At 64.6% G+C, this 13,933-nt stretch carries 12 protein-coding genes; all 12 read left to right on the top strand.

Annotation, left to right across the window (positions count from 1 at the left end; translation table 11 throughout):
- Window positions 1-119: 119 nt before the first annotated feature.
- The 12 genes from EV662_RS06115 to EV662_RS06065 all read left to right on the top strand — a co-directional run bounded on the left by EV662_RS06115 (window position 120) and on the right by EV662_RS06065 (window position 13,855).
- Entirely contained in the window at window positions 120-3,524 is a 3,405-nt protein-coding gene (locus EV662_RS06115; protein WP_132461277.1) for an indolepyruvate ferredoxin oxidoreductase family protein, read from the top strand.
- A gap of 557 nt (window positions 3,525-4,081) precedes the next feature.
- Entirely contained in the window at window positions 4,082-4,894 is an 813-nt protein-coding gene (locus EV662_RS06110; RefSeq protein WP_132461276.1) for a glutamate racemase, read from the top strand.
- A 54-nt stretch (window positions 4,895-4,948) separates the two neighbouring features.
- The gene (argC, locus tag EV662_RS06105) at window positions 4,949-5,977 is read left to right on the top strand and encodes an N-acetyl-gamma-glutamyl-phosphate reductase (protein ID WP_132461275.1); all 1,029 of its coding nucleotides are present in this window, start codon (window positions 4,949-4,951) and stop codon (window positions 5,975-5,977) included.
- A 15-nt stretch (window positions 5,978-5,992) separates the two neighbouring features.
- A complete protein-coding gene (gene ccmE, locus EV662_RS06100; protein ID WP_132461274.1) occupies window positions 5,993-6,454 on the top strand; it encodes a cytochrome c maturation protein CcmE in 462 nt (153 codons plus the stop codon).
- Between the two features lie 260 nt (window positions 6,455-6,714).
- Window positions 6,715-7,326 carry a holin-associated N-acetylmuramidase gene (locus EV662_RS06095; protein ID WP_132461273.1) on the top strand — a complete coding sequence of 204 codons (612 nt, stop codon included), beginning with the start codon at window positions 6,715-6,717 and terminating at the stop codon, window positions 7,324-7,326.
- Window positions 7,317-7,952 carry a holin family protein gene (locus tag EV662_RS06090; RefSeq protein ID WP_132461272.1) on the top strand — a complete coding sequence of 212 codons (636 nt, stop codon included), beginning with the start codon at window positions 7,317-7,319 and terminating at the stop codon, window positions 7,950-7,952. The genes EV662_RS06095 and EV662_RS06090 overlap by 10 nt, the downstream gene beginning before the upstream one ends.
- Window positions 7,949-8,095 (top strand): hypothetical protein, encoded by a 147-nt coding sequence (locus tag EV662_RS19470; RefSeq protein WP_165915540.1) that lies wholly within the window; start codon window positions 7,949-7,951, stop codon window positions 8,093-8,095. Before EV662_RS06090 ends, EV662_RS19470 begins: the two co-directional genes overlap by 4 nt.
- A gap of 82 nt (window positions 8,096-8,177) precedes the next feature.
- Window positions 8,178-10,154 (top strand): heme lyase CcmF/NrfE family subunit, encoded by a 1,977-nt coding sequence (locus EV662_RS06085; RefSeq protein ID WP_132461271.1) that lies wholly within the window; start codon window positions 8,178-8,180, stop codon window positions 10,152-10,154.
- Between the two features lie 7 nt (window positions 10,155-10,161).
- Complete coding sequence (locus EV662_RS06080; RefSeq protein WP_132461270.1) at window positions 10,162-10,623, top strand: cytochrome c-type biogenesis protein; 462 nt, start codon at window positions 10,162-10,164, stop codon at window positions 10,621-10,623.
- 438 nt (window positions 10,624-11,061) lie between these two features.
- The gene (locus EV662_RS06075; RefSeq protein ID WP_132461269.1) at window positions 11,062-11,946 is read left to right on the top strand and encodes an ABC transporter permease; all 885 of its coding nucleotides are present in this window, start codon (window positions 11,062-11,064) and stop codon (window positions 11,944-11,946) included.
- Window positions 11,946-12,749, top strand: a complete 804-nt coding sequence (locus EV662_RS06070) for an ABC transporter permease (RefSeq protein WP_132461268.1) — start codon at window positions 11,946-11,948, stop codon at window positions 12,747-12,749. Before EV662_RS06075 ends, EV662_RS06070 begins: the two co-directional genes overlap by 1 nt.
- The gene (locus EV662_RS06065) at window positions 12,746-13,855 is read left to right on the top strand and encodes an ABC transporter ATP-binding protein (RefSeq protein ID WP_243695788.1); all 1,110 of its coding nucleotides are present in this window, start codon (window positions 12,746-12,748) and stop codon (window positions 13,853-13,855) included. The genes EV662_RS06070 and EV662_RS06065 overlap by 4 nt, the downstream gene beginning before the upstream one ends.
- Window positions 13,856-13,933: the final 78 nt, after the last annotated feature.

The following is a 13,933-nucleotide window of genomic DNA, read 5'->3' as shown; positions in this document are numbered from 1 at the left end:
CAAGATACCTACCCGTGCGCTTTCCCCCTTGGCAAACCCCGATTTGCCAGTGAATTGATTTTGTAGGTCATGGGTTTTGACCTAATATGGTGCGCAAAGTTGCCAAGGGAGGGGTGACGATGGTCCGCCAGGACATCAGCCTCAAGGATCGTTACGATCTGTCTAAATCACCGGTGCTGCTGAACGGCACCCAGGCGCTTGTCCGGCTGATGCTGATGCAGAAGGCCCGCGACCGGGCGGCCGGGCTGAACACGGGCGGTTACGTCACCGGCTATCGCGGTTCACCGCTGGGGGCGGTCGACCAGCAGATGGCGCGGGCCGAGGCCCAGCTGAAGGCCGCCGATATCGTGTTCCAGGCTGGCCTGAACGAGGACCTCGCCGCCACCGCGCTGTGGGGGACGCAGCAGGCCGAACTGCGGGGCGAGGGCCGCTATGACGGCGTCTTCGGCCTGTGGTATGGCAAGGGGCCGGGGGTCGATCGCTCTGGCGACGTGATGCGGCATGCGAACCTCGCCGGAACATCGCCCCATGGCGGCGTGCTGATGGCCATGGGCGACGACCACACCGGTGAATCCTCGACCACCTGCCACCAGTCCGACTGGGCGATGGTCGACGCCTACATGCCGGTCCTGTCGCCTGCGGGCGTGCAGGAAATCCTCGATTTCGGACTCTACGGCTTCGCACTGTCACGCTTTGCCGGGGTCTGGGCGGGGCTCAAGCTGATGAAAGACACGGTCGAGGTGACCTCGGTCGTGGACGGCCGGCCCGACCGCATGGCATTCGTCACCCCCGATTTCCAGATGCCGCAGGGCGGCTTGAACATCCGGCTGAACGATCATTGGGTCGCCCAGGAGGCCCGCCTGGTCGATCACAAGAGGTTCGCCGCCGAAGCCTTTGCCCATGCGAACAAGATCGACCGCAAGGTCTGGGGCGGACCAGGGGCCAAGATCGGCCTGGTGGCGGCGGGAAAGAACTGGCTCGACCTTGTGCATGCGCTGGGGCTGCTGGGGATCGACGAGGCCGAGGCGGCGCGGCTGGGGATCGCCACCTACAAGGTCGGCCAGACCTTTCCGCTGGACATGAAAGGCTTCGCGGCTTTTGCCGATAGGCTGGACTTGATCGTCTGTGTCGAGGAAAAGCGCAAGCTGATCGAGGTGCAGGCGAAAGAAGCGATCTTCCACGACCGGCGCGGCCGGCGCATCTATGGTTGGCAAACCGACCGCGGCGAGGAGTTGTTCCCCACCCGCTATGCGCTGGACCCGGTGATGATTGCCGAAAAGCTGGGCCAGATCCTGATCGAGGAGGGGCGCGGCACCGAGGCGATATCGGCCGCGCTGGCCCGCATCCGCGAGGCCCGCCGCGCCGACAATGCCGAGGACCTGGCCGCGCGTCTTCCCTATTTCTGTGCGGGCTGTCCGCACAACACCTCGACGCGCCTGCCCGAGGGCAGCCGCGCCTATGCCGGGATCGGCTGTCACATCATGGCGATGTGGATGGACCGCGAGACCAGCGGCTACACCCATATGGGCGCCGAGGGGGCGAACTGGATCGGCGAGGCGCCTTTTTCGACGCGGGGTCACGTGTTTCAGAACATCGGCGACGGCACCTATAACCATTCGGGCCGGATGGCGATCCATGCCGCCATCGCCGCGGGGACCAACATCACCTACAAGATCCTGTATAACGACGCGGTCGCGATGACCGGCGGGCAGGGCAATGACGGCGGGCTGACGCCTCAACAGATCGTGGCCGAACTGCAGGCCGCCGGGGTCGAGCGGGTGGAGGTCGTCTATGACGAGAAAGAGGCGTTTGATCCCAAGACCATGCCGGCGGGTGTCGCCTGCCATCCGAGGGAACAGCTGATACCGGTTCAGGAAAACCTGCGTCAGTTCAAGGGCGTGACGGCCATCGTCTATGTCCAGACCTGCGCTGCCGAGAAACGCCGGCGCCGCAAGAAGAGCACGTTTCCCGACCCCGATACGCGCGTCTTCATCAATACCGAAATCTGCGAAGGCTGCGGCGATTGCGGGGTGCAGTCGAACTGTGTGGCCATCGTGCCGGTGGAGACCGAACTTGGCCGCAAGCGTGCCATCGACCAATCCGCCTGCAACAAGGATTTCTCTTGTCTGAAGGGCTTTTGCCCCAGCTTCGTGACGCTGAAAGGCGCCAAGCTTCGTAAGGAGGCCTCGGCCAAGGTCGAGATCGGACAATTGGCCGAACCGGCTTTGCCGACCATCAAGGGTACGCATAACATCGTCATCACCGGAGTCGGCGGCACGGGTGCCGTGACCATCGGCGCGATTCTGGCCATGGCGGCCCATGTCGACGGCAAAGGTGCCGGGATGATGGAGATGGCAGGCCTCGCCCAGAAGGGCGGCGCGGTGCATATCCACTGCCGGATCGCGGAAAAACCATCCGATATCAGTGCGATCCGCGTGGCGACCGGCGAGGCCGACGCGGTCATCGGCGGTGATCTGGTGGTCACTGCGGGGGCGCGCACCATTGGTCTGATGACCACGGGGCGCACCGGGGCTGTGGTGAACAGCCACGATATCGTCACCGGCGCGTTCACCCGCGACCCGGAATTTCGCGTGCCTTCGGACCGGCTGGAACTTGCGTTGCGCTCACGCCTGAAGAATGGGCTGCTACTCTTTGATTCCACGGAGCTTGCGCGCCGTCTGATGGGAGACACGATCTATGCCAACATGATCCTCACCGGCGCGGCCTGGCAGCGCGGCCTGCTGCCGCTTTCCCATGACGCGATCCTGCGAGCGATCGAGTTGAACGGCGCGGGTGTCGAGGGGAACCTTCGGGCGTTCGAGATCGGCCGCTGGGCCGCCGAAAACCCCGGGTCCGCGGCCCGCCTGATCGCCGCCGAGACCGTAGAGAAGCCCAAAAGCCTGGCGGAGAAGATCGCCTTTCGCGAGGACCATCTGCGCGCCTATCAGTCTGCCCGGCTGGCCCGGCGCTATCGTCGCCTGGTGGACCGCGTCTCTGACCCGCGGCTGAAAGAGGCCATGGCGATGGGCTATCACAAGCTCTTGGCCTACAAGGACGAATACGAGGTCGCCCGGCTGCATTTGCAGACTGCAGAAAAGGCCCGGGCCGCGTTCGGAGGCGAGTTCGAGGTGTCCTACCTGTTGGCGCCGCCTTTCCTGGGTGGGCACGATGCCGACGGTCGTCCCGCCAAGCGGCGGTTCGGGCGGAGCATGGAAACCGGGTTCCGTGTGCTGGCGGCAATGCGCAGACTGCGGGGTACGCCGTTCGATCCGTTCGGTTGGCAGGGTGAGCGGCGGCGCGAACGTGCGGCGATCCGCACCTACGAGGCGGATATGCGTGAGCTGTTGGCGGGGCTGACGCCCGACCGGGTGGAGGCGGCGGTCGCATTGGCCGAACTGCCGTTGAGCATCCGGGGCTTCGGTCCGGTCAAGGAGAAGGCCGCGCGGATCGCAGCCGCTCGGCGCGACGAGCTTCTCGCGGAGTTTCACGCGGGCGGGGCGCTGCGCAGGACGGCGGCGGAATAGAGCGTTATCATTGCCGTGGTGCGGGCTCTCGCGCAAATGCATCGGGCCGCTGCGCGTGACATCAAGGCGCTTTGCCGAAACGAAAGAGGCGGCGCAAGAAAATATCCAGACCCTCGAGGCGGCGCTGTCCTGTCTTGCGGCGGGCGGTGCGGTCAGGGTGTTTCCGGGCGGCAGCGTCTGGACCTCGGCACGCCCCTTTTCATGTCCGATGGATCCGGGCTGGCGCAGTTTCACGGCACGCATGGTCGCGAAATCCGATGCCGCGATCGTGCCGATCTTTTTCGACATCCATAATTCGCGCCTGTTCCAGCTGGCCAGTCACCTGCGCGAAACACTTCGCCTGGCCCTGCTGATCAAAGAGTTCCGTGCGGGTGTCGACGAAGCCGTTCGCGTCGCCATCGGCCAGCCCATCGACAGGGCGCGGCTGAATGCCCTTGCCCGAGATACCAATGGGGTGATGGATTTCCCACGCAACTCCACCTATGAGTTATCATCGAGGCCTCTGAAGTCGTTTGATTACGGCTACGAGTTCAAGAAGCGCTACGAGGGCGAGGACGATGGCGGTTGGCGTGTTCGATTCCGGGCTGGGCGGGCTGACGGTGCTGGACGCGGTGGCGCGGCGCCTTCCGGACGTGCCCTTCGTCTATTTCGGCGACAATGCACATGCGCCCTACGGCATCCGAGACGCCGAGGACGTTTATCGTCTGACCACCGCGGCGGTCAGCCGGTTGTTCGATGCAGGCTGCGACCTGGTGATCCTGGCCTGCAACACCGCCTCGGCCGCTGCACTTCGGCGAATGCAGGAAAGCTGGGTGCCCAAGGATAAGCGCGTGCTGGGCGTCTTCGTGCCGCTGATCGAGGCGCTGACAGAACGGCAATGGGGTGACAATTCCCCGCCGCGCGAGGTCGCGGTGAAACACGTGGCGCTGTTCGCCACACCCGCGACGGTGGCCAGCCGCGCCTTCCAGCGCGAACTGGCATTTCGCGCCATCGGCGTCGATGTCGAGGCGCAGCCTTGTGGCGGTGTGGTCGACGCGATCGAACAGGGCGACGAGATGCTGGCCGAGGCGCTGGTGCGGTCGCATGTCGAGGCACTTAAACGACGCATGCCGCATCCCGAGGCCGCGATCCTTGGCTGCACGCATTACCCGCTGATGGAAAAGGCCTTCCAGGAGGCTCTTGGGCCGGGGGTCAAGGTCTATTCCCAAGCCGATCTCGTGGCGGAAAGCCTGGCGGACTATCTGGGGCGCCATCCCGACATGATTGGGTCCGGCACCGAGCGGATGTTCCTGACCACGGGCGATCCGGCCACGGTATCGGACAAGGCCACGCAATTCCTGCGCCGTCGCATCGAATTCCGCGTGGCGTGATTGCGGGCGCGCACGTTCGCGTCTAGAACCGCTGCGATATCGCAGGAGCCTTCGATGACCCATTCCGTCGCCATTCTGGGTGCCTCGGGCTATACCGGGGCGGAACTTGTCCGGCTGATCGCCACGCACCCGGGGCTGCGCATCGTCGCGCTTTCGGGCGAACGAAAGGCGGGCCAGCCAATGGCGGACGTTTTCCCGCATTTGCGCCACCTTGATCTGCCGGATCTCGTGAAGATCGATGATATCGACTTTTCGGGGGTCGACCTCGCGTTTTGTGCCTTGCCGCACGCGACCAGCCAGGCAGTGATCCGCGAGTTGCCGCGTGATCTCAAGGTCGTGGACCTGTCGGCCGATTTCCGGCTGCGCGACCCCGCAGCCTACGAGAAGTGGTACGGCAAGCCCCATGCCGCGCTCGAATTGCAGGCCGAGGCAGTCTACGGCCTGACCGAGTTCTATCGCGACGAGATTCGCACCGCACGTCTGGTTGCGGGCACCGGTTGCAACGCGGCGGCGGGGCAATACGCGATCCGTCCGCTGATCGAGGCCGGCGTGATCAACCTTGACGAGATCGTGATCGACCTAAAGGCGGGGGTGTCAGGGGCGGGCAGGGCGCTCAAGGAAAACCTCCTGCATGCCGAACTGTCCGAAGGGTTCCATGCCTATGCCGTGGGCGGGATTCACAGGCATTTGGGGGAGTTCGACCAGGAGTTTTCCAAGGCCGCGGGACGCCCGGTCGAGGTACAGTTCACCCCCCACCTGATCCCCGCGAACCGCGGAATCCTGGCCACCTGTTGGGTGCGCGGCGAGGCACAGGAGATTCATTCCGTCTTGGCAAAGGCCTACGAAGATGAAATCTTCATGCAGGTTTTGCCCTTGGGCGAACATCCCTCAACCCGGCATGTGCGCGGTTCGAACTTTGTGCATATCGGTGTGGTGGGTGACAGGCGGCCGGGGCGGGCGTTGGTGATCGCCGCGCTCGACAACCTGACCAAGGGGTCTTCGGGGCAGGCGATGCAGAACGCCAACCTGATGCTGGGGATCGCGGAGGAGACGGGGCTGATGTTGGCTCCCTGCTTCCCCTGAGGTGGAGAGAGACGGATGCGCGGACTGAAAAAGAAACGCCGGGTTCAGATCATCGTGGTGGCCTTCGTGGCGCTTGGGTTGTCGACCGGGCTGATCGGCTACGCGATGCGGGACGGGATCAACTTTTTCCGCGCGCCCAGCCAGATCGTCGAGGCGCCCCCGCCGCCGACCGAAACCTTCCGCATCGGCGGACTGGTCGAGGCCGGCAGCCTACAGCGGGGCCAGGGCGAGACGATCCGCTTCAACGTGACCGATGGCGGCGCGGTGGTGCCGGTGGCCTATACCGGCGTGCTGCCCGACCTGTTCGCGGAAAACCAGGGCATGATCGGAACCGGCCGTTTGATCGACGGCGTGTTCGAGGCCACCGAGATCCTGGCCAAGCATGACGAAAGCTACATGCCCAAAGAAGTCGTCGACGCGCTGAAGGAACAGGGTGTCTATCGCCACGACCCCGGCAATCCGCCAAGCGGCAGCTAAGGCCGGAAGGCCGAGACCCCGGACGGCGCGCCGTCGGGCGCGCTGTTCCTGAAAATTCGATTCTCCCTCAGTTGCTCGCGGCCGTCCACTGCGCAGCGCTCAACAACTCGGACAACCTTGCAGCGCCCGCATTCGACAGGCGCGACATCGGATGATCCGCACCCTTTATCACGGGTGAACCGGGCGTCCGCCGCCAACGCCCGACCTTAACCAACATCGCCAAGAATGCCCTTCGCTTCGACCAAAGGACGGGGGGTTCGATGGAAAAGATCCGGATTCTTGCCGAGGAGATCGTTATCCGCGAAGGCGGCTTCGTGAACGATCCCGACGATCCCGGTGGCGCCACCAAACACGGGGTCACGCTTGCCACCCTGCGCCGTCTGAAAGCCGATATCACCGGCGATGGGCTGGTCACCGTGGACGATGTCAAGGCGCTTTCACCCGAAGAGGCGGTGGACGTGTTCATCGTTCACTATTTCCAACGGCCGCGGATCCATCTCTTGCCCGAGGTCCTGCAACCCTCGGTCTTCGACATGTTCGTGAATGCCGGATCGAATGCGGTGCGCATTCTGCAACGGTTGTTCAACGACATGGGGCAGCGCGTGACCGTCGACGGGGTGATCGGTCCTCATACTGCGCTTGCAGCCGAAACAGCCGCGGCCGCGGCGCCGGATCATATCGCAGACGCCTATGGCATCGCCCGGCGCAACTATTACTACGCGATCGCCGACCGGCGCCCGGCCAGCCGTAAATATGCCCGCCGCCGGGACGGTGGCAAGGGCGGCTGGATACTGAGGGCCGAGGAATTCATCTCGCCTCGCTATCACCTCAGCGATGCCGAGCATCGAGAGAGGACATCGAAATGGGACTGATCCAGGGACTGGCCGGTATCTTGTTCGGCAGCGGGCGTAATGTTGTCGCCGAAGCGGCAGAGGTGTTCCGCGTCAATTCCGACGCCGCCGACCGGCGTGCGGCCGAAATCCAGACCGCGGCGCTGCAGCAGTTCGCCCAGGAATTCGCGCACCCCAATCGCTGCGTCTTCGATCGTGTGATCGACGGGATGAACCGGTTGCCGCGGCCGCTTCTGGCGCTGGGAACGGTGTTCCTTGCGGCCTCGGCAATGGTCGACCCCGTCTGGTTCGCCTCGCGAATGCAGGGGGTGGCGCTGGTGCCCGAGCCGCTGTGGTGGTTGCTGGGTGCGATCATCAGCTTCTATTTCGGCTCGCGCTATCAGGCCAAGGGCCAGGAATTCCAGCGGTCGATCGCTGAAACCGTTGCGCGTGCGCCAGTGGTGGTCGACAACCTGCGGGCCTTGGGCGAGTTGGATGCGCCTTCGGCGCCGCGGACGCCTGCAGCCCCCCCCACGCCGCCGCAGCCTGCGCCGGGTGGGCGTGGCGCCGGGTCTGTACCGGCCGATGCGCCCGCCACGTCCGGCGCGACGCCCCATCGAAGCACCGGGCCAAATCCTGCGCTCGAGGCGTGGAGGTCGCAGGGATGACCGTGCCTTTCGCCGCCGATCTTTGCGCGCTCATGGCGCTCGGAAGCCTCGCGGCATTCTGGCAACAGGACCGCGCCGAGCCGCTGTGCCGTGACCTGCTGATCGCCCTGGCCGGGGTCGCACTGGTGCTTGCGCTGTTCTAGTCGCTCACGATCCTGTCAGCACCCCGGCCGGGCAGGCGAAAAGCGATTGGCGCGGGCCGCCGGGGCGTCTAATACTTTACTCATGTTCATCGAGCTTGGTCACTTCGCCCTGACGCTTGCCTTCGCGATTTCGCTGGTGCAGGCCATCGTTCCCCTGATCGGCGCCCAAAAAGGCTGGAGTGGCTGGATGGCCATGGCCGAACCGGCCTCCATCGCGCAATTCCTGCTGACCGCGTTCAGCTTCGCCGCGCTGACCTATGCGTTCGTCACTTCGGATTTTTCGGTCAGCCTGGTGGTCAACAACTCGCACACGCTGAAACCGATGCTTTACAAGGTCTCGGGCGTTTGGGGAAACCACGAAGGTTCGATGCTCTTGTGGGTGCTGATCCTGACGCTTTTCGGCGCCATGGCCGCCTGGTTCGGAGGCGGGCTGCCGCCGACCTTGCGGGCGCGCGTGCTGGCGGTGCAATCCTCGATCTCGGCGGCCTTTTTCGCCTTCATCCTGTTCACCTCGAATCCGTTCACGCGCATGCAGGCGGTGCCCTTCGACGGGCGCGACCTGAACCCGCTGTTGCAGGATCCGGGGCTCGCCTTCCATCCGCCTTTCCTCTATCTCGGCTATGTCGGCCTTTCTATCTGCTTTTCCTTCGCGGTCGCGGCGCTGATCGAAGGGCGGGTCGATGCCGCCTGGGGGCGTTGGGTGCGGCCCTGGACATTGGCGGCCTGGATCTGCCTGACTATCGGCATCGCGCTGGGGTCGTGGTGGGCCTATTACGAACTTGGCTGGGGCGGCTTCTGGTTCTGGGACCCGGTCGAGAACGCGTCCTTCATGCCCTGGCTGATTGCCGCGGCGCTGCTGCATTCCGCGATCGTCGTCGAGAAACGCGAAGCGCTGAAAAGCTGGACGGTCCTGCTGGCGATCGTGGCGTTCGGCTTCTCGCTGATCGGGGCATTCATCACTCGGTCCGGGATCATCACCAGCGTGCACGCCTTCGCCTCGGACCCCGAGCGGGGCATGTTCCTGTTGCTGATCCTCGGTGTCTTCATGGGCGGCGCGCTGATGTTGTTCGCCGCGCGGGCCAGCGCGATGGAGGCAAAGGGAATTTTCGGGATCGTCAGCCGCGAATCCGCCCTCGTGTTCAACAACATCCTGCTGGCTGTTTCGGCCCTTGTGGTGTTTGTCGGAACGATCTGGCCGCTGGTGGCCGAGATGGCCTTTGCCCGCAAGCTTTCGGTGGGTGCGCCCTTTTTCAACATAGCGTTCACGCCCTTCATGGTGGCGCTGGCGATCATCCTGCCGGTCGGGGCGATGTTGCCTTGGAAACGTGCGCGGCTTGGCCGGGCTGTGACCCGGCTGGTGCCGGCCATGGTACTGGCGCTGGCGCTCGGTGCGCTGGCCTGGGCGATGCAGACCGGGCGAAGCGCGTTTGGACCGGTGGGGGTGGCGCTTGGAACCTGGCTGATCGCGGGGGCGGCGGTCGATCTTTGGACACGCGCGGGCAGGGCCCCGCTGGCCCACAAGCTGGGCCGGATCTGGCGTTTGCCCCGTGCCGACTGGGGTAAAACGGTGGCCCATTCCGGTCTTGGTATCACGATCATCGGGGTGGCGGGCGTCATGGCCTGGCAGATCGAGGATATCCGCGTGGCCAAGGTGGGCGAACGGTTCGACCTGGGCAGCTATGGCATCACCCTCGACTCCGTCGAACGGGTGCAGGGGCCGAACTATATCTCGACAACCGCCACGATGGGCATCTGGCAGGGCGAACGCCGGACAGCGACGCTTTACCCTGAAAAGCGCGTTTATCCGGTGGCCGGCATGCCGACGACCGAGGCCGCTCTGGATAACGGTTTCTTCCGTGACATCTATCTGGTCATCGGAGACCCGCAAGAAAGCGGGGGATGGGCGGTGCGCGGCTATATCAAACCCTTCGCGAACTGGATCTGGATGGGCGCGATCATCATGGCGCTGGGTGGCGGGCTGAGCCTTTCGGACCGCCGGGTGCGCGTCGCGGCAGGCGCGCGCAAGGACCGGGGCGCGGCACCGATGCCGGCGGAGTGAGGGTGCGATGCTGAAACGGTTCATGCTGGTGCTGTCGCTTGCCCTTGGCCTTAGCGGACCTGCGTTTGCGGTCGAACCATCCGAGGTTCTGGAAGATCCGGCCGAGGAAGCCCGCGCGCGGGAGATTTCCAAGGGGCTGCGTTGCCTGGTTTGCCGCAACGAGAGTATCGACGATTCCAACGCGTCGCTTGCAAAGGACCTGCGCCTGCTGGTGCGCGAGCGGATCGAGGCCGGCGACTCGGATGAAGAGGTTCTGGACTATGTCGTCGGCCGGTATGGCGAATACGTCTTGTTGAAACCGACGGCCACGGGGTCGAACCTGGTGCTTTACGTGGCGGGGCCCGCGATGCTGGGGCTTGGCCTGCTGGTGGCCTTTGCCTATATCCGTGGACGCCGCGGCCGCGAGGTCGGCTCGGAGGGGTTGAGCCCCGAGGAGCAGGCGCGGCTGAAGGAGATCATGGGCGACTAGCGTTTGGCGGCGAGCGCGGGCGCCAATCCGCCCTGACCGGTGGCGTTTTCGCCTTGGCTATCGCCAAGGCGACCGGCTGGGAGCTCTGCCCCCTGACCCCCGGGGAATTTTACCCAAGAAGAAGACACCCTGCTTTTTTGGGGCGCTTGTGGCCGGTCGGTTCCTTGAACGATGCAGAGATGATCGGCCGTTTTCGGTTTTGCATGGCGCCGGCCATCGCGGCCATCTGCGGCAGCGCTAGGCGACGGGATGGGGAGGGGAGGTCGGACTGGCGCCGACCAGCGCAGGGTCCGGAGAGAGCCACGGGATCGGCGGTTTTCCGATCTGCCGTATTTTTAGGCAAGCGCCGGGATTTTCGCCGTTCGCCGTTCGCGCACTCTTGCACCTGAGCGCAACGCTTCCCATGATCTGCGCGGGCTTGGGAGGCATGCACGCCGGATGAACGAAGGACGCACGAAGCGCCGCCATGGGCGCAGCGAGACGGCGCAGGGCTACCTGCTGGTGGCCACACCTTTCGCCTATGCGCTGCTGCTTCTGGCGGTGCCGCTGGGCGCGATCGTGATGTTCAGTTTCTGGACACAGGATTACCTGACCCTCGACAAGACCCTGACGTTGAAGAACTATCGCGAGGCTTTCAGCGAACCGCTGTATGGCGAGTTGTTGATCCGGTCGCTTCTGGTGTCGGGGGCGGTGACCCTGGCGACGGTCCTGACCGCCTTTCCCATCGCGTATTTCGTGTCCTTCTATGTCCCCCCCGAACGCAAATCGATGTGGATCTTCCTGATCACCATCCCCTTCTGGACGAGCTATCTGATCCGCGTGTTCCTGTGGAAGGTCATCCTGGGATACAATGGCGTGTTCAACACCACGCTCCTGGGGCTGGGGATCATCGATGAGCCGCTGACCTTCATCCTTTACAACGTGAACGCGGTGGTGATCACGCTGGCGCATGCCTATGCGCCGTTCGCGATCCTGCCCATCTTCGTGGCGCTGGAGAAGATCGACCGCACCTTGCTTGAGGCCGGGCGCGACCTGGGAGAGAGCTATGTGATGACGTTCTTCCGGGTGACGCTGCCGCTGGCGATGCCGGGCGTGGTGGCGGCGGTGTTGATCGTGTTCATCCCGACCATCGGTGATTACGTCACGCCCCGGCTGGTAGGGGGGCCCGACGGGCTGATGATCGCGAACATGATCCAGACCCAGTTCCTTAAACTCAACAACGCGCCGATGGGGGCAGCGCTTGCCGTGCTGGCCATGGCGATGGTGGGCGCGGTGGCCCTGGTCTTCCTGGCGCTGACCCGCCGCTTTCTGCGGGGGCAGTGATGAAACGGCCGCTTCGCGTCTACGCGATCCTGTACCTTGCGTTCCTGTATGCGCCGATCGCGTTGTTGCCGCTTTTCGCCTTCAATGACGGTACGGTGATCGCCTTTCCGCTGAGGGGATTCACCTGGGAATGGTTCCGCCAACTGGCCGAGATCCCGGCGTTGCATGCCGCTGTCCTGAACAGCCTGACCATCGCGTTGTCCTCGGCGGCTTTGGCCACCTGTCTTGGGATCCTGGCTGCGCGCGCGGCCACCCGCTTTGCCTTTCCGGGCAAGAAGGGGATCATGGGGCTGATCATGCTGCCGCTGGTCCTGCCGGAAATCATCGTCGCGGTGTCTCTGCTGGTGGTGTTGCTGCAGCTGGGCCTGTCACTCGGCGCCTGGACGGTGATCTTGGGGCACGTCCTGATCTGCACACCGTTTTCCATCGCGATCCTGAACTCGGCGTTCCAGAGCCTCGATCTGTCGCTGGAAGAGGCCGCGATCGACCTGGGCGAGACGCGCTGGTCCAGCTTTCGGCTGATCACGCTACCGCTGGTGATGCCGGGGATTATCTCGTCGCTCCTGATCTCGTTCACGATCTCGCTGGACGAGTTCATCATTGCCTTCTTCCTGACCGGGACCGAGCCGACGCTGCCCGTCTACCTCTGGGGCCAGCTCCGCTTCCCGCAGAAGATACCTGTGGTCATGGCCCTGGGGACGATCTTGGTCGTCGCCTCGGTGATCCTGCTGACCATCGCCGAATATTTCCGCCGCCGGGGTGCCGCGCGCACCGGGCAGGCCGACACCGGAGGGTTCCTGTGAAAGACACGCTGGGGGTCACCCGTCCCATCATCACGCTGGACAACGTCGAGAAGTACTACGGCGACTATTACGCGCTCAGGGGGATCACCGCCGAGATCAACCAGGGCGAGTTCTTCTCGCTGCTGGGGCCGTCGGGCTGCGGAAAGACCACGCTCTTGCGCACGATCGCCGGGTTCGAGGAACCCAGTTCGGGCCGGGTGACGATCGACGGCAAGGACATGGCAGGGGTGCCCGCGAATGTGCGCCCGACCAACATGGTGTTCCAGTCCTACGCGATCTTTCCGCACCTGACCGTGGCTCAGAACGTGGGCTTCGGCCTTCGGCGCGAGCCCCTCACCCGCAAGGAAAAGGAGCGCAAGGTCGTCGAGGCCCTTGAGATGGTGGGTCTCAAGGGCTTTGGCGCGCGCGCCGCGCATGCGCTGTCGGGCGGGCAGCGCCAGCGTGTGGCACTGGCCCGCGCGCTGATCCTGGAACCCAAGGTTCTGCTTCTGGACGAGCCTCTGTCCGCGCTCGACAAGAAGATGCGCGAGCAGATGCAGATGGAGCTGCGCAGGTTGCAACGGCAGGTGGGCATCACCTTCATCCTCGTCACACACGACCAGGAAGAGGCGCTGATCATGTCCGACCGGATCGCGGTAATGTTCGAGGGGCAGATCGCCCAACTTGATACACCGCAGGTCCTGTATCGCCGCCCGGTCAGTCGCCAGGTGGGCGAGTTCATAGGGGTGATGAACTTTTTGCCGGCCAAGGCCACGGTGGGCCCCGACACCCATATCGAGGTGGAGGCCGCGGGCCTGGGGCGCGCGGTGATCGGCGCGGACCAACTGCCCGGGGGCTGGCATCCCGGCCAGACCCAGAGCGTCGGCATCCGACCGGAGACGATGTCGATCCTGTTCGAGGGCGAAACGACCGATCGGCGGGTGGCCACGGGGATCGTGGAGGACCGGGCCTATTACGGCGACATGACCTATTACGAGGTTCGTCTGGACGGGGTGGAAAAGCCGATGACCATCTCGATGAAGAACCTCGTCGGCCGGCCGGTTCTCGAGCGTGGATCGCAGGCGCGGGTGGCCTGGGACGCGCGGTCCTTGGTGTTGTTTGCCTGAACGCGCCCGTCCGCGGACGACCGCGTTCGGTTGTCCGTTTTCATCTTGCTGTCGCAAGGCGACCCGCCGGGGGGGCGC

Source organism: Rhodovulum marinum (assembly GCF_004343075.1).
GTDB lineage: Bacteria > Pseudomonadota > Alphaproteobacteria > Rhodobacterales > Rhodobacteraceae > Rhodovulum > Rhodovulum marinum.
The sequence above is the reverse complement of the archived record's forward strand: the minus strand, read 5'-3'. Positions and strand labels throughout refer to the sequence as shown.

What these genes read in the sequence shown, in the direction of transcription:
- EV662_RS06115 (WP_132461277.1), top strand. Translation starts at nt 120, where the DNA reads ATGGTCCGCCAGGACATCAGCCTCAAGGATCGTTACGATCTGTCTAAA.
- EV662_RS06110 (WP_132461276.1), top strand. Translation starts at nt 4,082, where the DNA reads ATGGCGGTTGGCGTGTTCGATTCCGGGCTGGGCGGGCTGACGGTGCTG.
- argC (WP_132461275.1), top strand. Translation starts at nt 4,949, where the DNA reads ATGACCCATTCCGTCGCCATTCTGGGTGCCTCGGGCTATACCGGGGCG.
- ccmE (WP_132461274.1), top strand. Translation starts at nt 5,993, where the DNA reads ATGCGCGGACTGAAAAAGAAACGCCGGGTTCAGATCATCGTGGTGGCC.
- EV662_RS06095 (WP_132461273.1), top strand. Translation starts at nt 6,715, where the DNA reads ATGGAAAAGATCCGGATTCTTGCCGAGGAGATCGTTATCCGCGAAGGC.
- EV662_RS06090 (WP_132461272.1), top strand. Translation starts at nt 7,317, where the DNA reads ATGGGACTGATCCAGGGACTGGCCGGTATCTTGTTCGGCAGCGGGCGT.
- EV662_RS19470 (WP_165915540.1), top strand. Translation starts at nt 7,949, where the DNA reads ATGACCGTGCCTTTCGCCGCCGATCTTTGCGCGCTCATGGCGCTCGGA.
- EV662_RS06085 (WP_132461271.1), top strand. Translation starts at nt 8,178, where the DNA reads ATGTTCATCGAGCTTGGTCACTTCGCCCTGACGCTTGCCTTCGCGATT.
- EV662_RS06080 (WP_132461270.1), top strand. Translation starts at nt 10,162, where the DNA reads ATGCTGAAACGGTTCATGCTGGTGCTGTCGCTTGCCCTTGGCCTTAGC.
- EV662_RS06075 (WP_132461269.1), top strand. Translation starts at nt 11,062, where the DNA reads ATGAACGAAGGACGCACGAAGCGCCGCCATGGGCGCAGCGAGACGGCG.
- EV662_RS06070 (WP_132461268.1), top strand. Translation starts at nt 11,946, where the DNA reads ATGAAACGGCCGCTTCGCGTCTACGCGATCCTGTACCTTGCGTTCCTG.